The sequence below is a fragment of the Clostridium sp. AF12-41 genome (assembly GCF_003461685.1).
GTDB lineage: Bacteria > Bacillota > Clostridia > Lachnospirales > Lachnospiraceae > Otoolea > Otoolea fessa.
Genome location: NZ_QTXO01000002.1, coordinates 402,196 through 420,906, shown reverse-complemented (window position 1 = coordinate 420,906; position 18,711 = coordinate 402,196). Strand labels below are relative to the sequence as shown.

The window sequence follows — 18,711 nt, the reverse complement described above, 5'->3', positions numbered from 1 at the left end:
AATGCAGCTTAAGAAAGGAAAAATGCCAGATGGAACGAGAAAATCAGGAGTACATAAGCATTGTGAATGCAACGGAAAACAACTTGAAACATGTGTCGTTGAAAATTCCGAAAAAGAAAATCACAGTTTTTACCGGTGTGTCCGGTTCGGGCAAATCATCGCTCTGCCTTGATACGATTGCGGCAGAGTCGCGGCGGGAGCTGAATGTGACATTTCCAAGTTTTGTCCAGCAGTTTCTGCCGAAATATGGTCGTCCGGAGGTTGAGCGCATGGAGAATCTTCCGGTCACGATCGTGATCGATCAGAAAAAGCCGGTGGCAAACTCCCGCTCAACGGTCGGCACATACACCGATATCTATGCGCTGCTGCGCCTGCTCTTCTCACGTGTGGGCAAACCGTTTGTCGGCTATTCGGACAGCTTTTCCTTCAACCATCCGAGCGGCAAGTGTGAGCGCTGTGAGGGCCTGGGCGTTGTGACGGAGCTGGACATCCACAAGCTGGTGGATTTTGATAAATGCCTAAACGATGAGGGCGTTATCCAGTGGCCGGCGTTCACGACCGGTGCATGGCGGTGGAAGCGGTACGCGTACAGCGGTCTGTTTGATTTGGACAAGAAGATCAAGGATTATTCGAAGGAGGAGATGGATTTATTTCTCTATTCGCCGCAGATCCGCCTGAAAAACCCGCCGGCAAACTGGCCGAAGTCCGCGAAGTACGAGGGCATTTATCCGCGTATGTACCGCAGTATCATTACATCTAAGGAAGGACAGCTTCACAAGAAGGAGCTGGATCGCATTGTCAGCACCTTTACGTGTCCGGAGTGCCACGGGGCGAGACTGAATGCAAAGATCCGTAGCTGCCTGATTAACGGAAAAAATATCTGCGAGGTTTCGGATATGCCGATCCCGGAGGCGGCAGAGTTTATCCGCCAGATCGACGATCCGCTGGCGCGCGATATCAAGACCGAGATCCTGAAGCGGATGAATGCGCTGATTGAGATCGGACTCAGCTATCTTTCTTTAAGCCGTGGAACCGACACTCTCTCCGGCGGCGAGGCGCAGCGTATCAAGATCGCGCGTTACATCAATTCGCCGCTTACCGATATGATGTATGTGCTGGATGAGCCGAGCGTCGGACTGCATTCGCGCGATATCCAGAATCTCAAAAATTCGCTGATCAAGCTGAAAGAGCACGGAAATACCGTGATGATTGTGGAACACCACCGGGAAGTCATCGCTCTGGCGGATCACATTGTGGATATGGGACCGGAAGCGGGCATAAACGGTGGACAGATCATGTATCAGGGAAGCTACGAGAACCTTTTGAAAGCGGACACTGTGACCGGGCGGATGCTGCGGACGAAAACGCCGATGAAGATGGAGTACCGCAAGCCGAACGGATGGTATCAGGTTGAGCACGCGAAGCTTCATAACTTAAAAGATCTGAGCGTAAAACTGCCGCTTGGCGTGATGACGGTCATCGCTGGTGTGGCTGGTTCGGGAAAAAGCTCCCTGATGGAATATTTTACGAGCCAGTATCCAGGCGAGGTGATCTCGATCCGGCAGAAGGATATCGGTATCAATCTGCGTTCGACCCCGGCGACGTATCTGGATATCGCGGATGCGATCCGGGCGCTTTTTGCGAAAGCGAACCATGTCGCACAGGCATATTTCAGTTTCAATTCCAAGGGCGCCTGCCCGGCGTGCCAGGGAAAAGGTGTAATTATATCGGATATGGCATATATGGATTCGATTGAGACGGTTTGCGAAGTCTGCCACGGAACGCGGTATTCGGAGGAAGTGCTGCACTATCAGTACAAGGGAAAAAATATTGCGGAAGTCATGGATATGACCGTCCGTCAGGCGATCCAGTTCTTTGAAGATGCGGATTTTGTGAAGAAACTCGATACGCTGGTACAGGTCGGACTCGGTTACCTGCACCTGAATCAGTCGATGACGACGCTTTCCGGCGGCGAGCTGCAGCGTGTGAAGCTGGCGAGCAAGCTGGATGAGCGGGGACAGATATTCATTCTGGATGAGCCGACCGACGGGCTGCATCTCGACGATATCCGCCGTCTGATGAAGCTTTTCAACCGGATGACCGATCAGGGCAATACATTGTTTATCATCGAGCACAGCCTGGATATGATGAAGGACGCCGACTATATCGTGGAGCTTGGACCGGGCGGCGGACTCGCAGGCGGCAGTCTGCTCTTTGCCGGGACACCGAAGGAGATGCTGGAAGCGGAGCGGAGTGTGACGCGGGAGTATCTGCGGGAGAGCTTATAGATAAAGAAAAATATCCCGAATGCATCGGAAAGTGCATTCGGGATATTTTTAACAACACTCAATCAATTCGTTCAAATACCATGGTAGCTTGAAAGATATTTCTTCGCATCTTTAAAAAACGCCGCCACGATCAGGAGAATGATAAACGCGATCGGAAATGCTGCAATGATGGACACGGTCTGCAGGTTTGCCATTGAATTATCACTGAAAATGAGGACCATCGGCAGCAGAATCAGGCTCAGGGACCAGAAGGTTTTGATCGCCATGTGCGGTTCGTCCTCGCTTGTCAGGTTCTTGTAGGAGTAGGCGGAGGCAACCAGTACGATCGCGTCAAAGCTGGTGGCATAGAAGGCGATCATCGCCGCCGCGAGCAGAACGAGGACCATCGGGGCGAGCGGAAGCGTGCGGATGATGGCAGTGATTGTGGAATAGAGGTCGCCACTGGCGGCATAAAGCCCCATGACATCCAGTTTTCCGAACACCTGGAGTCCCAGGCTGTAGTTTCCGAGGATAATAAAGCTCACAAACGTGCCGCCAAGCCCGAACACGTAGCCGCCGAGGATCGTCTGCCGGATCGTACGCCCACGAGAGATGGTTCCGATGAAGAACGGGGCAGCGACGCACCAGACCATCCAGTATGCCCAGTAGAACATTGTCCATGTCTGCGGAAATGAGGTGGTGCGCTGTGGGTCGGTGTAGGTGGAGAGTCCGATAAAGTTCTGTACCAGATTTCCGATGGAGGAAAAGCCGGTTTCGATGATATAGCGTGCTTCACCGCCAAACAGCAGCACATATGCCAGAAGAGCGAAGAAGAGGTAGACGCAGGACGCCGCGAGCTTCTGGATGCCCTTCATGCCGCGCACGACGGAAACGGTATATACCAGGCAGGTGACTGCCAGAATCGCGATGGTGATGAGGCGGGTGTCGCCGAATCCGAAGAGTTCGGAGACGATCTGGCTCATCAGAGGGGTCGCCAGCGTAAAAGTCGTGGTTGTGCCGGCCAGCAGTGCGAAGACCGCCATCAGATCAATCAGAGTTCCGGCAAGCCCGTCTGTGTGTTTTCCGAGGATCGGGCGGCAGGCTTCGGAGTATTTCTGTTTATGGCAGCCGCGCACATGAAGCATGAAGCCAAAGGCAGCGGCGAGCACGACATAGAAGCCCCACGGGATCGGACCCCAGTGAAAGAGCGGGTATGTGCTCGCCCAGTCCTGAATACTGCCCATTTCTGCCAGATGCGGGTCATTGGCGTAGAGAACCCACTCACACAGGGAGTAAAAGAGAATGTCCGCCGCAAGTCCGGAGGTAAACATCATCGAACCCCAGGCAAAATTGGAATAGAGCGGCTTCTCATCCGGTTTTCCGAGCCGGATGGTTCCGTAGCGGGAAAAGGCGATGTAGATTGACAGAAGAAAAATGCCGAGTCCGATGGCAAGGTAGCCGACACCGAAGTTTTCCCCGAGAAAGCTCCGGAGATTTTCCAACACTGCCTTGGATGCATCTGGCGCAGCCAGAAAGCAGAGACAGAGTATTATAATAAGAAGAAATGGGACGACCATCGTGGTCCAGTCCAGGCGTTTTGGCTCTGGCGCTGTTTGGAATTGTGGATTTTGCATGGGAAACCTCCTTTTAAATCATTTGTAAAAATGAGGATTTTTGCAAATGGTTCATGTTCATTTTTTGATAAATAAATTAAATATTGAACACATTATAGCATTGGGTGGAAAAAAAATCAATGAAAAATTTGGGAAAAAATAGAGAAACAAGGAAATAGATGTTACCGGTTCACGGGTAGGCACTTTTGGAACCGAAAGTGCCGTAAGAAAACGTGGTGGCAGCAGGAATTTGCCGTATTTAAATGCGAAGCCACGGCAAATTCCGTTACTGGGCACGTATGCGTGAACAGTAACGAATCGATAGAAAAATGTATGGGAGGCGGCAATGGAAAAAACCTGCCGCCTCCCTACTGCTCAATCTGCACATCAAATCCCAGTCCGCGCAGCATATTCGCATAATTCTCCATATCCTGGCCGGAGAAGGTCTGCTCGCGGGCAAGCGTCGGAGATTGCGTGTATTTTTCATATTTAATGATCCCCAGATTTGAATAGGAGAGCAGAATTACATGTCTGATGTGGTGCTCAGACAAAAGGTGGGCATACCTGCGGGCATCGATGAGCGTGTCGTTGATGCCGGGGGTAATGGTAATGCGGACCGCCACTTTTTTTCCGATAGAGATGGCAAAGTCCAGATTTTCCAGAATCGAATGATTTGAGACACCGGTGAACTGGACATATTTCTTTTCAGAATAATGTTTTAAATCGATGATAATCATGTCCGCGTTGGCGATGAAGCGGGAGAAAGCCAGCGGTTTGGCGAAAGCGGTCGTCTCAATCGCGGTGCGGATGCCGTGTTCTTTACATTTTTTCAGGACAGCGGTGGCTGCTTCCGGCTGCATCAGCGGATCGCCGCCGGAGAGAATGACGCCGCCATTTCCATAGAGCTCCCGGTCGGCAAGAATTTTTTCCATGATTTCATCCATATCCATCATCTGACCGACGAAATGAAGCATTCGGGACGGACAGTGATCCGTACAGGCACGGCAGAATGTACAGGTGTCCGGGGTAAAGGTGAGACGGTTGTCTGAAAATGCCAGACTTCCGGTGGGACATTCGCTGACACAGAGATTGCAGTAGAGACAGTGCTTGCTGTCCCAGAGAATCCGGGTCGGGCGCTCATGCGCCTGCGGTGTTGAACACCAGACACAGCGCAGGGGGCATCCTTTAAAATAAATCGTAGTCCGCAGCCCGGAACCGTCAGCCAATTTATTTCGTTTGATTTTAAATATATTCGCCTGCATGAATACAATACTCCTGAAAATCCTTCTGATATTTATAAAACACGATAAGACATTGAGTATTCCGGCACGGGATGGCACCGGAATTTCCGAATGGATTCGTAATACAACTGAATGCAAAATACAGGCTAACTATAGCATAAAGAAGATAAAAAGTAAATGAGACAGTTTCTCCAATTTGCTGCTTGATTTTTTTACAAAGATTTGACAAAAAAACGGGAATAAATTTTACAAATAAGCGTTATAATAAAACAGGTTCGAGAGAGAATATGTGTGAACGCTGCGAAAGAGCAGGTTATACAGCGGCAGATTTGCCAACTGGCACATATCGAAAAAGAAACCACGAAGGAATACCGCGAGAGATCGGGCGGCTGGCTTAAAATGAAGCGCGAAAACAGCTGCAGGAAAAAGATGGAAGATGGCGGAGAAAATATGGAATTGAAATATGAACTCTGGAAAGAGAGTATATTTCAAGAAAAAGTTATATATGAATGTAGGAAGCGTCTGTCGGGATATCGGCGGGCGGTTTTTTGTTTCATAGAAGAATTAAATATAGCATTTGTGAAATTACAGTATTATACATAATTTCTATACACAAAAGAGGTATTTGTTTATGTTATGAGCACAGGCTTACAACACTTATTAATAAGAATTAATATAAGGTACTTTTAACGAAAAATTCACGGAAAATCACGCTTACAACGTGAAAAACACGGTTGTATTTAGGAAATAAACTTGTTATAATGGGTGGCTGAAATGGAAAATGTAAAACAAAAAAGAAAAAAGTTGGGAGGTTACGAAGGTGAAAAGATTGAGTGCGTTTTGCGCGAGCCTGGGATTATTTTTGATGGCAAATCCGATGACGGCTCTGGCAGCAGAACAGGAAGGCGGTGCATCGGCATCCTCTGTGCCGCTCTGGATGTGTATTCCATTTGCGGGACTGCTTCTCTGTATTGCGATTCTGCCGCTTGTGAAGGCAGAATGGTGGGAAGAGCACCAGCCTCATGCGGTTGCTCTTTGGTCAATTCTTTTTATCATTCCGTTTGCGATGCGTTACAGTGCGGGGACAGCACTGGAAACGGTTCTGGAATGCCTGGTCAATGACTATTTGACCTTTATTATTTTGTTATTTGGACTTTTTTGCGTTGCCGGTAATATCACGATGTCCGGTGACCTGGCGGGTTCTCCGCGTGTCAATGTGGGACTACTGGCACTGGGAACCCTGCTTTCAAGCTGGATCGGTACGACCGGTGCCAGTATGCTGATGATTCGTCCGGTTGTCAAGATGAATGCATGGAGAAAGAAGAAACGTCATATCATTATCTTCTTTATTTTCCTTGTATCCAACATCGGCGGATGTCTGACCCCGATCGGTGACCCGCCTCTGCTGATGGGCTTCATGCGCGGCGTACCGTTCTTCTGGAGCTTACATCTGGTGCCGATCTTATTCTTCAATATGCTGGTGCTGCTGACAATCTTCTATTTTATTGATAAGAGGGCATATCGTCAGGATATCGCGAGCGGTCTGAAACCGGATATCAGCAAACCGGGTACTGAAGTGAAGCTGCGCGGCGCGCACAACCTGATTTTCCTGGTTATGATCGTGGCAGCCGTTATTTTAAGCGGTACCTTACCGTCCATGCCGCAGTTCCAGGATGCAGCCGGAAAGGTGCTTGGCATCCACCTGTTTGGAGAGGTAGAATTAAGCTATCCGGCCATCATTGAGATTGTAATCATTCTGGCGGCGGCCTTCCTGTCCTTCAAGACCACGAAGGTTGAGATCCGCCGTGAGAACCACTTTACCTGGGGCGCGATTCAGGAGGTTGCGGTTCTGTTTATCGGTATTTTCATCACGATGCAGCCAGCCCTGATGATTCTGAAAGCAAATGGCGCGAACCTGGGCATCTCCGAGCCATTTGAAATGTTCTGGGCGACCGGTCTGCTGTCCAGCTTCCTGGATAACACGCCGACCTATCTGGTATTTTTAACAACGGCAGGTGCGCTTGGATTTACGGAGGGCATGGTGACGACGTTAGGAACGGTTCCGATCAAGATGCTGATGGCGATCTCCTGTGGTGCGGTATTTATGGGTGCGAACACCTACATCGGAAATGCACCGAACTTCATGGTTAAGTCGATTGCGGATGAAAACGGTGTGCGTATGCCGTCCTTCTTCGGATATCTGCTCTGGTCGTTCGGTATTCTGGTTCCGGTCTTTGCACTTGATATGCTGTTATTCTTTTTATAGGGGGTGAGTGACGATGAGCAACAATCAGGAACATACCAATACAGATAATATGGAAAATCAGACGCAGCAGGCGCTTGAAAAGGACAGCGCCCAGTATGCGAATGAAGTAACGGGTGCGGAAAATGCAGCCGAAAAGGATTCAGCAGGGAAGAAGCCGGGCAGCACGGTGCCTGGAAGAGATGAAAAACGAATCCGTGAACTGGCGGAGAGTATTTACGATCTGGATGCGGAGGTTTATGCACAGTTAGGTTCTTCTCTGGGACGTGTTTTCAATCGTGACCGGAAGCGCTGCGTGGATGAGCTGACTCATCTGATGCTGACACGCCCGCAGGGTAACCTGGTTCGAAGTGAGATTGCCCTGATCGGAAACATGGCGCGTACCATCGAGAATAAGGAAGAGCGGAAGCTCGTCATGACCGAGTACAACCGGATTCTGACCGAAGTCATGAGTCTGCCGACCAGTTTCGCGAGCGGCGACGTTATCAACGCAGAGCTGGCGAAGCTGAATACATTTAACCTGAAAAACCGTTTTTCCGAAAATGACCACCTGATCGTATGTATCAGCTGGACCTACGGAAGCGGCGGTGTAAATATCGGATTTAAGCTGGCAGATAAGCTGAAAATCAATTTCTACGACGCGGAGATCTTTGAAGCGGTTCTGAAACGTCTCGAGGCTCAGAAGGATTCTATACAGGATTCTGTCAGCTACGGAATCAAGCCGGGAATCAAGAAAGAGCCGGCGCACGATCAGGATGCCAATGTAAACCCGAGTGAGGCATTCATCCCGGAGCGCCATCTGACCCTGCGCCAGCGCATGCGCGAGTTCAGCCGTTTCCACGGACTGCCGAAGCGTGATGCGGTCTTCTTCAACGAGAGCGACCTTCTGGTTGACATGGCGAAGAAGGAAGATTTTGTTATTCTGGGACGATGCGGAGATGCCATCATGGCAAACAACAACATCCCGCATATCAGTATCTACATCACGGCGCCGTTTGAGCAGCGTATCAAACGTGCGATGGAGATTGACAGTTCCCTGACGGTCAAGCAGGCACGCCATATGTTAAAGCATCTGGATCATGTCCACAGCCAGTACTATCATTACTATACAAACCGAAACTGGGGACATTCCAACAACTATGATCTCTGTATCAACAGTGCCAGCTACGGTATCGATGGAACCGTGGATTTCATCTATCGGATGATCACGGCGCGGGAAGAGGATAAATAAGAGAACGGCTGAAGATGATGGGAGTCAGCGAAAGACAACAGACGCTGCCCCAGATTCTTCGGTCGTTTTTTTACATTTATAGTTTACTGCCAATAGAATGTATAACTAAAAAGATTCAGAATTTTTGCAGCGGAATACTTGCAAATTTGAGGGAAAGCCAGTATACTAGGTACCATATCACAGGGAAGTCCTTCGAAAGCGGGAGATTGGAAGAGGCATCCTTCTCGAAAGGAGAAATAAATTATGGAAGAAAGAATTATGCGCCGCGTAGCGGATTCAGCTGTTATCCAGACACAGCTTGTATTAAATAGTCACTTAAATGGTGCTGGTCGTTTGTTTGGCGGTCAGCTGATGGAATGGATCGACGTTGTAGCGACCGTTGTTGCGCGCCGCCACGCGCACTGCAATCCGACAACTGCATCGGTTGATAACCTGCAGTTCAAAGAGGCAGTCCACCTGAACAATACCCTGATTATCGAGGGTAAGCTGACTTACGTTGGAAGAACCTCCATGGAAGTGCGCGTCGATACATTCGTAGAGTCTTTAAGCGGCGCACGTAAACTGGTTAATACCGCTTATGTGGTTATGGTAGCGCTGGATGAAAACGAGCATCCGATGGAAGTTCCGGGACTGCTTGTCGAGACCGATGAGGAGAAGGCAGAGTGGGAAGCTGGCGTGAAGAGAAACGACTTGCGGAAACACCGCCGTGCGGAGAACTACTAATCGGCAGTGTTTTTGTTTGGGAAAGGGAATTTGCATAAACCGGAAACCGATGTAATAAGATGTAAAAAACGTTCTCAGGGGAACTCCCATGAAGGAATATATCGAGGAACGGGCGGTTGCGATCGCTAATTACATCATAGACTACAATGCGACAGTGCGGCAGGCGGCCCGGAAATTTGGGATCAGTAAATCTACCGTGCATAAAGATGTGGCCGAGCGCCTTTCCCATATCAATCCGCCGCTTGCATCCCGGGCGCGTGTAGTACTGGACATCAACAAAGCGGAACGCCATATCCGGGGCGGGATGGCGACGAAAGAAAAATATGAGCATGAGCACCAGCTGCGCGCGTGCAGCCGGGACGAGAAATAGAAAAGCTGGTAAAATTGGAGCTGAAAGCAGAAAAAGGGGCATTCCGCCTGGACGGGCGGAGTGCCATTTTTTCTGCTTCATTGCAAACTATTTCAAAATATGCTATAGTAGCTTCGATTCATAAAGCTATATGTCAGCCAGATTCAGGCATATGGCAGCGTAGGAGGAACGGGAAAATTCTGAATTGAAAGATAAAAAACAAAGAGGAAGAATGGATAGATGGAACCAAGACAGGCAATCCTGGTAGTCAGCTTCGGGACAAGCTACAATGACAGCCGAGAAAAGACGATCGGAGCGGTTGAGCGTGCAGTGGCGGAGGCATTTCCGACCTATGAGGTGCGCCGGGCATTTACCAGCCAGAGGATCATTGATAAATTGAAAAAGCGGGATCAACGGTCGATCGACAATTTGAAGGAGGCACTTGACCGGGCAGCAGCCGATGGGATTAAAAGTCTGATTGTGCAGCCGACCCATCTGATGGATGGATTTGAATACATGGATGTAAAAGCGGAAGTGGAAGCGAATCAGGGGCGTTTTGAACGGCTGACGCTGGGAGCACCGCTTCTTGCCAGTGAAGCGGATCTGGATGCGGTGATCCTGGCGATGGCAGGAGAACTGGGCGGATATGACGATGGAAAAACGGCACTCTGCCTGATGGGGCATGGGACGGACGCGGCTTCCAATCAGGTGTATCAGAAGATGCAGGATAGGATGATCGCGGGCGGCTATGCAAATTATTACATCGGAACCGTGGAGGCGCAGCCGGATTTACAAGCGGTGATCGAGAAATTGGGCGCGCAGAAACACTATCAGAGGGCAGTGCTGCAGCCGCTCATGGTGGTTGCAGGCGACCATGCGAATCAGGATATGGCAGGTGAAGAGGAGGATTCCTGGAAGAGCCGCCTGGAACGCGCCGGATACCAGGTGGAATGCCGCATCCGGGGACTGGGAGAGGTTGAGGCGATCCGGAAGCTGTATGTGGCGCACGTGAGAGAGGCAGAGTGGGAAAAATGAAGAAAATAGGATGGATAACGGGAAAGAAAAGGTTACTGTACACGGGTAGGCACTTTTGGAACCGAAAGTGCCGTAAGAAAACGTGGTGGCAGCAGGAATTTGCCGTATTTAAATGCGAAGCCACGGCAAATTCCGTTACTGGGCACGTATGCGTGAACAGTAACAAGAAAATGGCACTTAGGATGGCAGGACTGTCGCTTATGGGGGTGCTGCTCTTGAGTGGCTGTGGAAATACGGGAAAGAGTGCGGTGGCGGCAGCGTCGTCTACATCCGCCAGTGAGATATCCAATGAGGCGGGTAAAGGTACGAAAGTGTCCCAGCCGGCAGAAAACGTGGATGCACAGGTGGCGGAGGCATCACTTCCACAGCCGGGTGAGGCGATCAGTGCGTCCCTGGCCTGGAAATCGCGGATGGAGCTTGCCTATGCGACCCAGTTTGCGGTCGATACCTATGAGGATGCGGACGGGATGCAGTACGAAGCAGTTTCGGTTGCGGATGGAAGCCGTTTTCTTCTGATTCCAGAGGGCGGAAAGGTGCCGGAAGATCTTCCGGATTCGATCCAGGTGCTTAAGCGCCCGGTCAAACAGATTTATCTGGTAGCGACCGCGACCATGGATATGTTCCGGATGCTGGGAGCGCTCCCGGATATCCGGTTTTCGGGAACCGATGCGTCGGGCTGGTACATCCCGGAGGCAAAGGAGGCGATGGAGAATGGGTCAATTCTCTACGCAGGCAAGTACAGCGAACCGGATTATGAGCGGATCGTCTCGGAGGGCTGCGGTCTGGCAATAGAAAATACGATGATTCTCCATTCGCCGGAGGTAAAAGAAAAGCTGGAAAGTTTCGGAATCCCGGTGCTTGTGGATCATTCCAGCTACGAAGCACATCCGCTGGGGCGGACGGAATGGATCCGCCTGTATGGAGTGCTGACCGGTAAAGAAAAAGAGGCGGAAGCGGCATTTGCAAAGCAGGAAGCGGCTTTGCAGCGAGTTACAGAAGAAGGTTCGGATGCGGAGAACGCAGGCGGGAGCGTAAAAACAGAACAGACGGCACAGGCGGAAAAGCCGTCGGCGGCATTTTTCTATATTACGAACCAGGGCAGCGTGAACGTGCGCCGTTCCTCTGATTATATACCGAAAATGATAGAATTAGCGGGCGGCAGATACATATTCGGGCATCTGGGGGATGACGGAAAGCGGTCTTCGACCGTCAATATGCAGATGGAAGAATTTTATGCAGCCGCGAAAGAATCCGATTATCTGATTTATAACAGTACAATCGACGGGGAGATTCACTCAATTTCGGAGCTTTTGGCAAAAGCGCCGGTTCTCAAGGATTTCAAGGCGGTACAGGCGGGAAATGTCTGGTGTACGACGAAGAATCTCTATCAGGAATCCATGTCAGTTGGAGCGATGCTGGAAGATATCCATGCGATTTTCAGCGGAAGCCAGGAAGATGGGACATATCTGTATAAATTGCAGTCGTGAGGAAGGAAAGTGTAATAAAGATAGATAGGAGAAACGATGCGTTCAGTATCAGAAGCAAACAGACAAAAACAGGAAAAAAAACAAAGAAACCTGGCGCAGTCAGGCAGACAGGTGCGGATCGCAGGTGCATTTCTGCTTCTGATTATGCTTCTGCTCCTGTCGCTTATCTGGAGTGCCTGTTCAGGCAGTGTATCGGTTCCGATCATGGAATTTTTACAGGAACTGCGGGAGCCTAAGCTGCGTGGAATGGCGTGGACGATCATCTGGGAGATCCGTCTGCCGCGCGCGCTGGCGGCGCTGATCCTTGGCGGGGCGCTGGCACTGTCAGGGTATCTGTTACAGACCTTTTTCCACAATCCGATCGCGGGTCCCTTTGTGCTGGGAATTTCTTCTGGTTCAAAGCTTTTGGTAGCACTTGTGATGGTCGGATTTCTGGAATGGAATATTACGATCAATTCGGGGATGCTGGTGGCAGCGGCATTTGCCGGAGCGCTTCTCTCTATGCTGTTTGTGCTCCTGGTCGCGCGGAAGATGGAACAGATGGCGATGCTGATCGTCGGGGGCGTGATGATCGGCTATATTTGCTCAGCAATCACGGATTTTGTTGTGACCTTCGCCAGCGATGCGGATATTGTCAACTTGCATAACTGGTCGCGCGGAAGTTTTTCTGGTATGACCTGGGAAAATGTGGCAGTCATGGCGGGCGTGACCTTTGTCTCAGCGGCAGCGGTGTTTCTGTTATCCAAACCGATCGGCGCATACCAGATGGGGGAGACGTATGCGAGAAGCATGGGAGTCAATGTCGCACATCTGCGTTTCTTTATGGTGATTTTGTCCAGCATCTTATCTGGCTGCGTAGCGGCATTTGCCGGTCCGGTTTCCTTTGTTGGAATCGCGGTTCCGCATCTGATCCGCTGGCTGTTTGCCGATACAAGACCGCTGGTGCTGATTCCGGGCTGTTTCCTGGGCGGAAGCGTGTTCTGCCTGTTCAGCGACTGGCTGGCGCGGACGGTCTTTGCCCCGACGGAATTGAGCATCAGCACGGTAACAGCTGTCTTCGGTGCGCCGGTCGTGATTTTTGTGATGATGCGGAAACATCGAAAGAGCACCTGAAGCATAGAGCAGCAGAGGAGAAAATACCATGAATCCAGAAACTGAGGAGAAGATCTACTTTTATACAGAGAACTTACAGGTTGGATACGGTGGAAAACAGATCTTAAATCCAGTCCGGATCGGGATAAAGAAGGGTGAGATCCTGACTTTAGTCGGACCGAATGGAGCCGGAAAATCGACCATTTTAAAGAGTGTCGCCGCGCAGCTTCCCCCTCTGGGAGGCGCGGTTTACCTGGACGGCGCGGACCTTCTGGGAATGAAGGGAACGGAGCGCGCACGGCGGATGGCGGTCATGTTTACGGAAAAGGTCCATGCAGAGTGGATGACCTGCCGGGATGTTGTGGCAGCCGGGCGTTATCCGTACACGGGGCGGTTTGGTGTCCTCTCGGAAGAGGACTGGAAGGCAGTTGATGAGGCGATGGAGGCAGTGCAGGTATCAGAGCTTCGGGAGCGGGACTTCCAGACGCTCAGCGACGGTCAGCGGCAGCGGGTGATGCTGGCGCGGGCGCTCTGTCAGGAGCCGGAACTGCTGCTTCTCGATGAGCCGACTTCCTATCTGGATATCCGTTATAAGCTTGAATTTATGTCGGTCTTGCAGGAGCTGGCGCGCCGCAAGAAGGTGGCAGTCATTTTATCCATTCATGAACTTGATCTGGCGGAGCGCGTCTCCGACTGGGTGCTGTGCGTCAGCCCGGGGCAGGAAAGCCGGTTTGGACGCCCGGAAGAGATGCTGACTCCGGAACATCTTTCCGAGCTTTTCCAGATCGAGGAAGGGCGCTTCCGTCAGACAGGCGGCAGTATGGAGCTTCCGCGTCCGGAGGGGGCGCCAGAGGTGTTTGTGCTGGCAGGAGGAGGAAGCGGGCGCGCTGTCTTCTGGCAGCTTCAGAGAGCTGGAACTACGTTTGCGGCAGGGATCGTATCGGAAGCCGACTTAGATTATCCGGCGGCTTGTACATTGGCGTCCAGATTGATTGCAGTCCCCGCATTTGAAGAAATATCAGAGGAAAAGGAACAAGAAGCCAGAGAATGTCTGGATGCGTGCCAGTGCGTGATTGCGTGCCGCAGGCAGTATGGGGGCTGGGCGGCGGCGAACGACCGGCTGCTGGCGTATGCCAGGGAAAAAGGAAAAAAGATAGAATATCACAACCTTCCGCTTCATAAAATGCAGTAAATCAAAGCATTTTGCCGCGTGGCTGCGTGCAGGGGAGCGGGAGGTTTTTTATTTGATGAAAAGTAAGAAAAGCAGGAAAAAATGGCTTCTAAGCCTTATGGCTGTGATGGGAATCTTTCTGGCGGGGGTCTATGCGGTTGCATGCGGCGGTGAAAAACAGGCAGAAAAATTGCGGGATCTGGAATTTGCCGTCATAGGTCCCGATGAGACGCCGCAGGAGCTGACGCAGATCATAGAAGAAAAGAAGAACGATTCCTTCCGCCTGACTTACACAAGCGGAAATGACCTCTACATAGCTGCCGGGTACGGCAAGCAGGAGACCGGCGGCTACAGCATTACGGTTCCGGAGTTGTACCTGACGGACAATTCGATCATCGTCAAGACCGAGTTAAAAGGACCGGAGAGAAGCGAGCCGACCGGGGAAGAGCCGTCGTATCCGTATATTGTGCTGCGGACGGAACTGCTGGAGGAACCAGTGGTATTCCAGTAGTTTCCTATGAAACAAAAAAACAGGAACCGGCGAGAGTATCATCCGGTTCCTGTCTTTATGCAGTTTCTGCAGAACGATTTCCGCAGGATTTCCTATATGAGTATAAGACTGGTTTCCTGATTACAGGGAAAGAGCCTCTTTTACCTTGGAAATGATGTGAAGTCCGATGTCTCTGGAAGCATCTACGGACTGAGCACCGATGTGCGGGGAAACGATGAAGTTGTCGCACTCGAACAGCGGGCTTGCGAATGTATCATCACCTGTCAGACCGCTACCAGCCAGCTCGTTCTCCATAACGTCTGCTGCGTAGCCGCCGATCTTGCCAGCTTTCAGAGCCTCGTACATGTCTTTCTCGTTTACGATACCACCACGGCTCATGTTCAGAACAACTGCATCATCCTTCATCTCAGCGATGGACTTAGCGTTGAACAGATCCTTTGTCTCTGGTGTCAGCGGTACGTGGATAGATACGAAATCAGCTACCTTTAACATCTCGTCTACGGACATGCCAGTTGCATGCTCTTTCTCGAAATCTTCCGGTTTCAGGAATGGATCGTAAGCAACGACAGTCATACCAAATGCACGACCAAGTTCGCCGACTCTCTTACCGATACGACCGAAGCCCATAACACCCAGAGTCTTGCCGCGAAGCTCACGACCTTCGAATTTATATTTGTTCCACTCGTGTTTTACTTTTACATCGTAGTTAGCTGTGAAAGTACCACGGGAGATATCTAACATCTTGGAAATGGTCAGCTCTGCAACTGCGTTAGCGTTTAAGCCCGGTGCGTTGAAGATCTGGATTCCTTTGGATTTTGCATAGTCCATATCAATGTGGTTCAGACCAACGGAGCAAACGCCGATAACCTTCAGGTTCTTAGCAGCGTCAATGATCTCCTGATCGATCTTCGGATCTACACGCATGATCAGAACGTCTACGTCACCGATTTCAGCTAATAACTGATCCTTGGTGGACGGCAGATTCTCTGCAGTTTTAACTTCCATGTATTTGCTGAGTTCTTCAGCAATACCAGCGTATACTTTGTCAATGATAAGACACTTCATAGTTTAATTTCCTCCGCTCTTATTTTGTAAAATGTACCTATATGCAAGTATACCTAAAATCTGCTGTCCAGTCAAGTCATTTTGCCGTACCAAACAGAAACTCGTATTCGATTTTTTGTATAACACTTATAAGTAAATGCTGGATGAAAAGGGGTTTTTGTAGAAAATGCCGCGGGAGCGATTTATAAATTGTATTTTGAGATAGGGCAGACTATAATAAAGGTACGATGCAGTTCAAAGTCCGGTTCCGGACGGCATTCGATGATTCTGCCCGCAAAGAGGGCATCTGTGATTCACAGAAATATCCGGGTATTTATGAAATTTCATAATGCATTTTTTGTTTCAGGGGAAACTGCGTCCTATGAAACAAAAAAATAGCAGTCATATGATTGAGCAGTGCTGAATATAAGTATCATATCGTTACTGTTCACAGGTAGGCACTTTTGGAACCGAAAGTGCCGTAAGAAAACGTGGTGGCAGCAGGAATTTGCCGTATTTAAATGCGAAGCCACGGCAAATTCCGTTACGGGGCACGTATGCGTGAACAATAACAATTTTAGAAAGGATGGAGAAGGTTGAGAGAGGAGTACGGAAATTTAGAACGTGCTTACGAAAGAATGCGGTTCGGCTGGCAGGAGACATTTGCCGGGGAATGGCAGAAAGGGAGAATGTATGGGGAAAAGAGAAGACAGAAGATATGGCGGGAGGCTGGCAGTGCTGACATTTGTGCTGCTGTGCCTGCAGGGCACCGGCGGACAGGCTTACGCACAGGAAGATAAGGCGGGAGAACGGCGGATCCGTTATTCTTCTTCCTATTTGAAAGAGGCTGAGATACCAGAAGCGCCGGAAGAATATCTGGAAGAGGGGGAAATTACCTACCGGCTTGTGGGGACAGAGATAGAGGCGGTGCCGGTGCGCGGCAGAACGCGGGAGGTTTCGGGGGAGATGGTCTATCCATCCGTGACGCGGGAACAGGAGATCCCGGCGAGAGCGCCGATGGAAGTGGAGGATCGGGAGAGCCGGAAGACGGTATCGGTTATGCTGGATCTGAAAAGAACCTCTTATGAGAACGAACACTGGCAGGATGGATTTGAGATTTCGGTCGTATTTCACGAATACGGGGCGGACACATACCGGCTGGGTGGAACTGCCGTGATGCATGATGAAAAAGTGCCGCCATTGGAGGCGTGCAGGGAAGACCTGCTTGCAAGTGCAGGGCTATCGGAGGATGAGGTGCAGATTGAGTCGGCAAGCTGGGAGGGAGATGCTTATCAGGATGAGGCTGGCATCTGGTGCCGCAATGCGGCGGTACAGGCAAAACGCCGCGTATGGGACTGCCGGGCAGTGTACGGGGGAACGGTCAGACTTCCGGCATATGAGCGTTACCGGAGGCGGATGGAGTATGAAAAAGCGGAACTGGATGTGGAAGAGATGACAGAAATAGAAGTGGATCCGGGAACTCTGGTGGAAACAGAGACTGCGCCGGTGGAAAACCTCCCGCTTCCGTTCTGGAGACGGTGGATTCACTACGGACTGACGATCAGTGTAAGTCTGCTGCTGCTTTTACTGGCATGGCTTGGATTTCGGCAGCTGCGGCGGATGGCGCGTGAAAAAACGAACGGTAGGTTATGTGGGCGCAGTTGATAAAAGGAAAAAAGTGCCGTATACTAGAAAACTGGTAAGCTGGCGGTTATGGTTCGTGTAAAAAAATTTGAAATCAGAGGCACGGCGTGAGGAGATGCCGGCAGCCAGAATCGGGGATCAGACCAGAAAGAAGAGGAAAAACGGCGTGACAAGAGATGTTGTATTTAAAATGGAACGTCCGGGACTGGTAGAAGTCGGACAGACAGTAGAGGTGACGGAGTCGGTGACGCCGTTTAATGTCAATTATATGATTGAACCGGCGGTGGCGATGTCGGGGCTTTTTAAGCTGAATGACCGGATTCCCGCCGATCACGGCGTGGTAAAGGCGATCGAGGAAAATGACCGCGGTTACTATGTGACGGTTACGTTTGAGTATGAATAAAAGGACAGAAAGGGAAAAAGATGGCAGGAAAAATACCGAACGATCCGATTATGTGCCTGAGCTTTGTGAACACACAGCTCAGAGATTTTTACCCGGATTTAGATGAATTATGCAGTGCGTTTGATACAGAACGGTCGGAGCTTGAGAAGAAGCTGCAGGCGGTGGGATATACCTATGACAGAGAAAAGAACCAGTTCCGCTAGGGCACGGTCAGGCTTTACGCTGGCAGAGCTGCTGATCGTGACCGGGATTGTGGCGATTCTCGTTGCAGTTTCGATCCCGATCATGTCCGGACAGGTACAGAAAGCGAAGGAAGTGCGGGCGAAAGCCGAGGCGAGGATTCTATGCATGGCGCTCTGGATGTATCTACATGATTTGGATGAACAGGACATTCATCCGGAAAGCTGGGAGCTGATGATGGAGCTGGGTGGTTCTTTCCGGGATCTGGGAGAAAATCCGCTGGAAAACTATCTGGATGGAGAGATTTCTGAGGATGTGTCTATCTACAGCGTGTATTACAGCGATACCCTGGAAAGCTATGGGGGAATCTTGTGCGAGATAGGTGGAATCGAGGTGGAAGCGCTGATCAGCGGAAAGACGGAGATTGTGAATCCATAAAAAATAGAGAGGCAGGTTA

Annotated in this window: 17 protein-coding genes; 14 read left to right on the top strand and 3 right to left on the bottom strand. The window is 50.5% G+C overall.

The window, feature by feature from the left end; genetic code table 11:
- Nucleotides 1-29: 29 nt before the first annotated feature.
- Nucleotides 30-2,288 carry an excinuclease ABC subunit UvrA gene (locus tag DWV73_RS05415; RefSeq protein ID WP_117796062.1) on the top strand — a complete coding sequence of 753 codons (2,259 nt, stop codon included), beginning with the start codon at nucleotides 30-32 and terminating at the stop codon, nucleotides 2,286-2,288.
- Between the two features lie 71 nt (nucleotides 2,289-2,359).
- On the opposite strand, the gene DWV73_RS05410 is transcribed toward DWV73_RS05415, so the two are convergent.
- Both DWV73_RS05410 and DWV73_RS05405 read right to left on the bottom strand, forming a co-directional pair.
- Entirely contained in the window at nucleotides 2,360-3,901 is a 1,542-nt protein-coding gene (locus tag DWV73_RS05410; protein ID WP_117796061.1) for a BCCT family transporter, read from the bottom strand.
- A gap of 347 nt (nucleotides 3,902-4,248) precedes the next feature.
- Complete coding sequence (locus DWV73_RS05405) at nucleotides 4,249-5,142, bottom strand: glycyl-radical enzyme activating protein (protein ID WP_117796060.1); 894 nt, start codon at nucleotides 5,140-5,142, stop codon at nucleotides 4,249-4,251.
- 799 nt (nucleotides 5,143-5,941) lie between these two features.
- Here DWV73_RS05405 and DWV73_RS05395 point away from each other — a divergent pair.
- The 9 genes from DWV73_RS05395 (at nucleotide 5,942) to DWV73_RS05355 (ending at nucleotide 14,983) form a co-directional block, all read left to right on the top strand.
- Nucleotides 5,942-7,387, top strand: a complete 1,446-nt coding sequence (locus tag DWV73_RS05395; protein ID WP_242995747.1) for a sodium:proton antiporter — start codon at nucleotides 5,942-5,944, stop codon at nucleotides 7,385-7,387.
- Between the two features lie 13 nt (nucleotides 7,388-7,400).
- Nucleotides 7,401-8,615: a cytidylate kinase-like family protein gene (locus DWV73_RS05390; protein ID WP_022360314.1), complete on the top strand. Its 1,215-nt coding sequence runs from the start codon at nucleotides 7,401-7,403 to the stop codon at nucleotides 8,613-8,615.
- Between the two features lie 243 nt (nucleotides 8,616-8,858).
- Nucleotides 8,859-9,338: an acyl-CoA thioesterase gene (locus DWV73_RS05385; protein ID WP_107001412.1), complete on the top strand. Its 480-nt coding sequence runs from the start codon at nucleotides 8,859-8,861 to the stop codon at nucleotides 9,336-9,338.
- Between the two features lie 88 nt (nucleotides 9,339-9,426).
- Nucleotides 9,427-9,708: a sporulation transcriptional regulator SpoIIID gene (gene spoIIID / locus DWV73_RS05380; RefSeq protein WP_117796058.1), complete on the top strand. Its 282-nt coding sequence runs from the start codon at nucleotides 9,427-9,429 to the stop codon at nucleotides 9,706-9,708.
- A gap of 219 nt (nucleotides 9,709-9,927) precedes the next feature.
- Nucleotides 9,928-10,722, top strand: a complete 795-nt coding sequence (locus DWV73_RS05375; protein WP_117796057.1) for a sirohydrochlorin cobaltochelatase — start codon at nucleotides 9,928-9,930, stop codon at nucleotides 10,720-10,722.
- A gap of 170 nt (nucleotides 10,723-10,892) precedes the next feature.
- Nucleotides 10,893-12,209: an ABC transporter substrate-binding protein gene (locus DWV73_RS05370; RefSeq protein ID WP_117796056.1), complete on the top strand. Its 1,317-nt coding sequence runs from the start codon at nucleotides 10,893-10,895 to the stop codon at nucleotides 12,207-12,209.
- 36 nt (nucleotides 12,210-12,245) lie between these two features.
- Nucleotides 12,246-13,322 (top strand): iron ABC transporter permease, encoded by a 1,077-nt coding sequence (locus tag DWV73_RS05365; protein WP_181986215.1) that lies wholly within the window; start codon nucleotides 12,246-12,248, stop codon nucleotides 13,320-13,322.
- Nucleotides 13,323-13,350: 28 nt separating this feature from the next.
- Entirely contained in the window at nucleotides 13,351-14,493 is a 1,143-nt protein-coding gene (locus tag DWV73_RS05360; protein ID WP_117796055.1) for an ABC transporter ATP-binding protein, read from the top strand.
- A gap of 55 nt (nucleotides 14,494-14,548) precedes the next feature.
- Nucleotides 14,549-14,983 (top strand): protease complex subunit PrcB family protein, encoded by a 435-nt coding sequence (locus DWV73_RS05355; protein WP_117796054.1) that lies wholly within the window; start codon nucleotides 14,549-14,551, stop codon nucleotides 14,981-14,983.
- A gap of 120 nt (nucleotides 14,984-15,103) precedes the next feature.
- Here the strand turns inward: DWV73_RS05355 and DWV73_RS05350 are convergent, their stop codons facing one another.
- Nucleotides 15,104-16,048: a D-2-hydroxyacid dehydrogenase gene (locus tag DWV73_RS05350; protein ID WP_022360306.1), complete on the bottom strand. Its 945-nt coding sequence runs from the start codon at nucleotides 16,046-16,048 to the stop codon at nucleotides 15,104-15,106.
- Nucleotides 16,049-16,720: 672 nt separating this feature from the next.
- Here DWV73_RS05350 and DWV73_RS05345 point away from each other — a divergent pair.
- The 4 genes from DWV73_RS05345 to DWV73_RS05330 all read left to right on the top strand — a co-directional run bounded on the left by DWV73_RS05345 (nucleotide 16,721) and on the right by DWV73_RS05330 (nucleotide 18,692).
- Complete coding sequence (locus tag DWV73_RS05345) at nucleotides 16,721-17,692, top strand: hypothetical protein (RefSeq protein WP_117796053.1); 972 nt, start codon at nucleotides 16,721-16,723, stop codon at nucleotides 17,690-17,692.
- Nucleotides 17,693-17,759: 67 nt separating this feature from the next.
- The gene (locus DWV73_RS05340) at nucleotides 17,760-18,074 is read left to right on the top strand and encodes a hypothetical protein (protein WP_347472186.1); all 315 of its coding nucleotides are present in this window, start codon (nucleotides 17,760-17,762) and stop codon (nucleotides 18,072-18,074) included.
- 20 nt (nucleotides 18,075-18,094) lie between these two features.
- Nucleotides 18,095-18,277 (top strand): DUF4250 domain-containing protein, encoded by a 183-nt coding sequence (locus tag DWV73_RS05335; RefSeq protein WP_022360303.1) that lies wholly within the window; start codon nucleotides 18,095-18,097, stop codon nucleotides 18,275-18,277.
- Nucleotides 18,249-18,692: a type II secretion system protein gene (locus DWV73_RS05330; RefSeq protein ID WP_117796052.1), complete on the top strand. Its 444-nt coding sequence runs from the start codon at nucleotides 18,249-18,251 to the stop codon at nucleotides 18,690-18,692. The genes DWV73_RS05335 and DWV73_RS05330 overlap by 29 nt, the downstream gene beginning before the upstream one ends.
- The last annotated feature ends 19 nt before the right edge of the window (nucleotides 18,693-18,711 follow it).

What these genes read in the sequence shown, in the direction of transcription:
- DWV73_RS05365 (WP_181986215.1), top strand. Translation starts at nt 12,246, where the DNA reads ATGCGTTCAGTATCAGAAGCAAACAGACAAAAACAGGAAAAAAAACAA.
- DWV73_RS05350 (WP_022360306.1), bottom strand. Translation starts at nt 16,048, where the DNA reads ATGAAGTGTCTTATCATTGACAAAGTATACGCTGGTATTGCTGAAGAA.
- DWV73_RS05405 (WP_117796060.1), bottom strand. Translation starts at nt 5,142, where the DNA reads ATGCAGGCGAATATATTTAAAATCAAACGAAATAAATTGGCTGACGGT.
- DWV73_RS05360 (WP_117796055.1), top strand. Translation starts at nt 13,351, where the DNA reads ATGAATCCAGAAACTGAGGAGAAGATCTACTTTTATACAGAGAACTTA.
- DWV73_RS05355 (WP_117796054.1), top strand. Translation starts at nt 14,549, where the DNA reads ATGAAAAGTAAGAAAAGCAGGAAAAAATGGCTTCTAAGCCTTATGGCT.
- DWV73_RS05345 (WP_117796053.1), top strand. Translation starts at nt 16,721, where the DNA reads ATGGGGAAAAGAGAAGACAGAAGATATGGCGGGAGGCTGGCAGTGCTG.
- spoIIID (WP_117796058.1), top strand. Translation starts at nt 9,427, where the DNA reads ATGAAGGAATATATCGAGGAACGGGCGGTTGCGATCGCTAATTACATC.
- DWV73_RS05415 (WP_117796062.1), top strand. Translation starts at nt 30, where the DNA reads ATGGAACGAGAAAATCAGGAGTACATAAGCATTGTGAATGCAACGGAA.
- DWV73_RS05335 (WP_022360303.1), top strand. Translation starts at nt 18,095, where the DNA reads ATGGCAGGAAAAATACCGAACGATCCGATTATGTGCCTGAGCTTTGTG.
- DWV73_RS05385 (WP_107001412.1), top strand. Translation starts at nt 8,859, where the DNA reads ATGGAAGAAAGAATTATGCGCCGCGTAGCGGATTCAGCTGTTATCCAG.
- DWV73_RS05375 (WP_117796057.1), top strand. Translation starts at nt 9,928, where the DNA reads ATGGAACCAAGACAGGCAATCCTGGTAGTCAGCTTCGGGACAAGCTAC.
- DWV73_RS05370 (WP_117796056.1), top strand. Translation starts at nt 10,893, where the DNA reads ATGGCACTTAGGATGGCAGGACTGTCGCTTATGGGGGTGCTGCTCTTG.
- DWV73_RS05410 (WP_117796061.1), bottom strand. Translation starts at nt 3,901, where the DNA reads ATGCAAAATCCACAATTCCAAACAGCGCCAGAGCCAAAACGCCTGGAC.
- DWV73_RS05390 (WP_022360314.1), top strand. Translation starts at nt 7,401, where the DNA reads ATGAGCAACAATCAGGAACATACCAATACAGATAATATGGAAAATCAG.
- DWV73_RS05330 (WP_117796052.1), top strand. Translation starts at nt 18,249, where the DNA reads ATGACAGAGAAAAGAACCAGTTCCGCTAGGGCACGGTCAGGCTTTACG.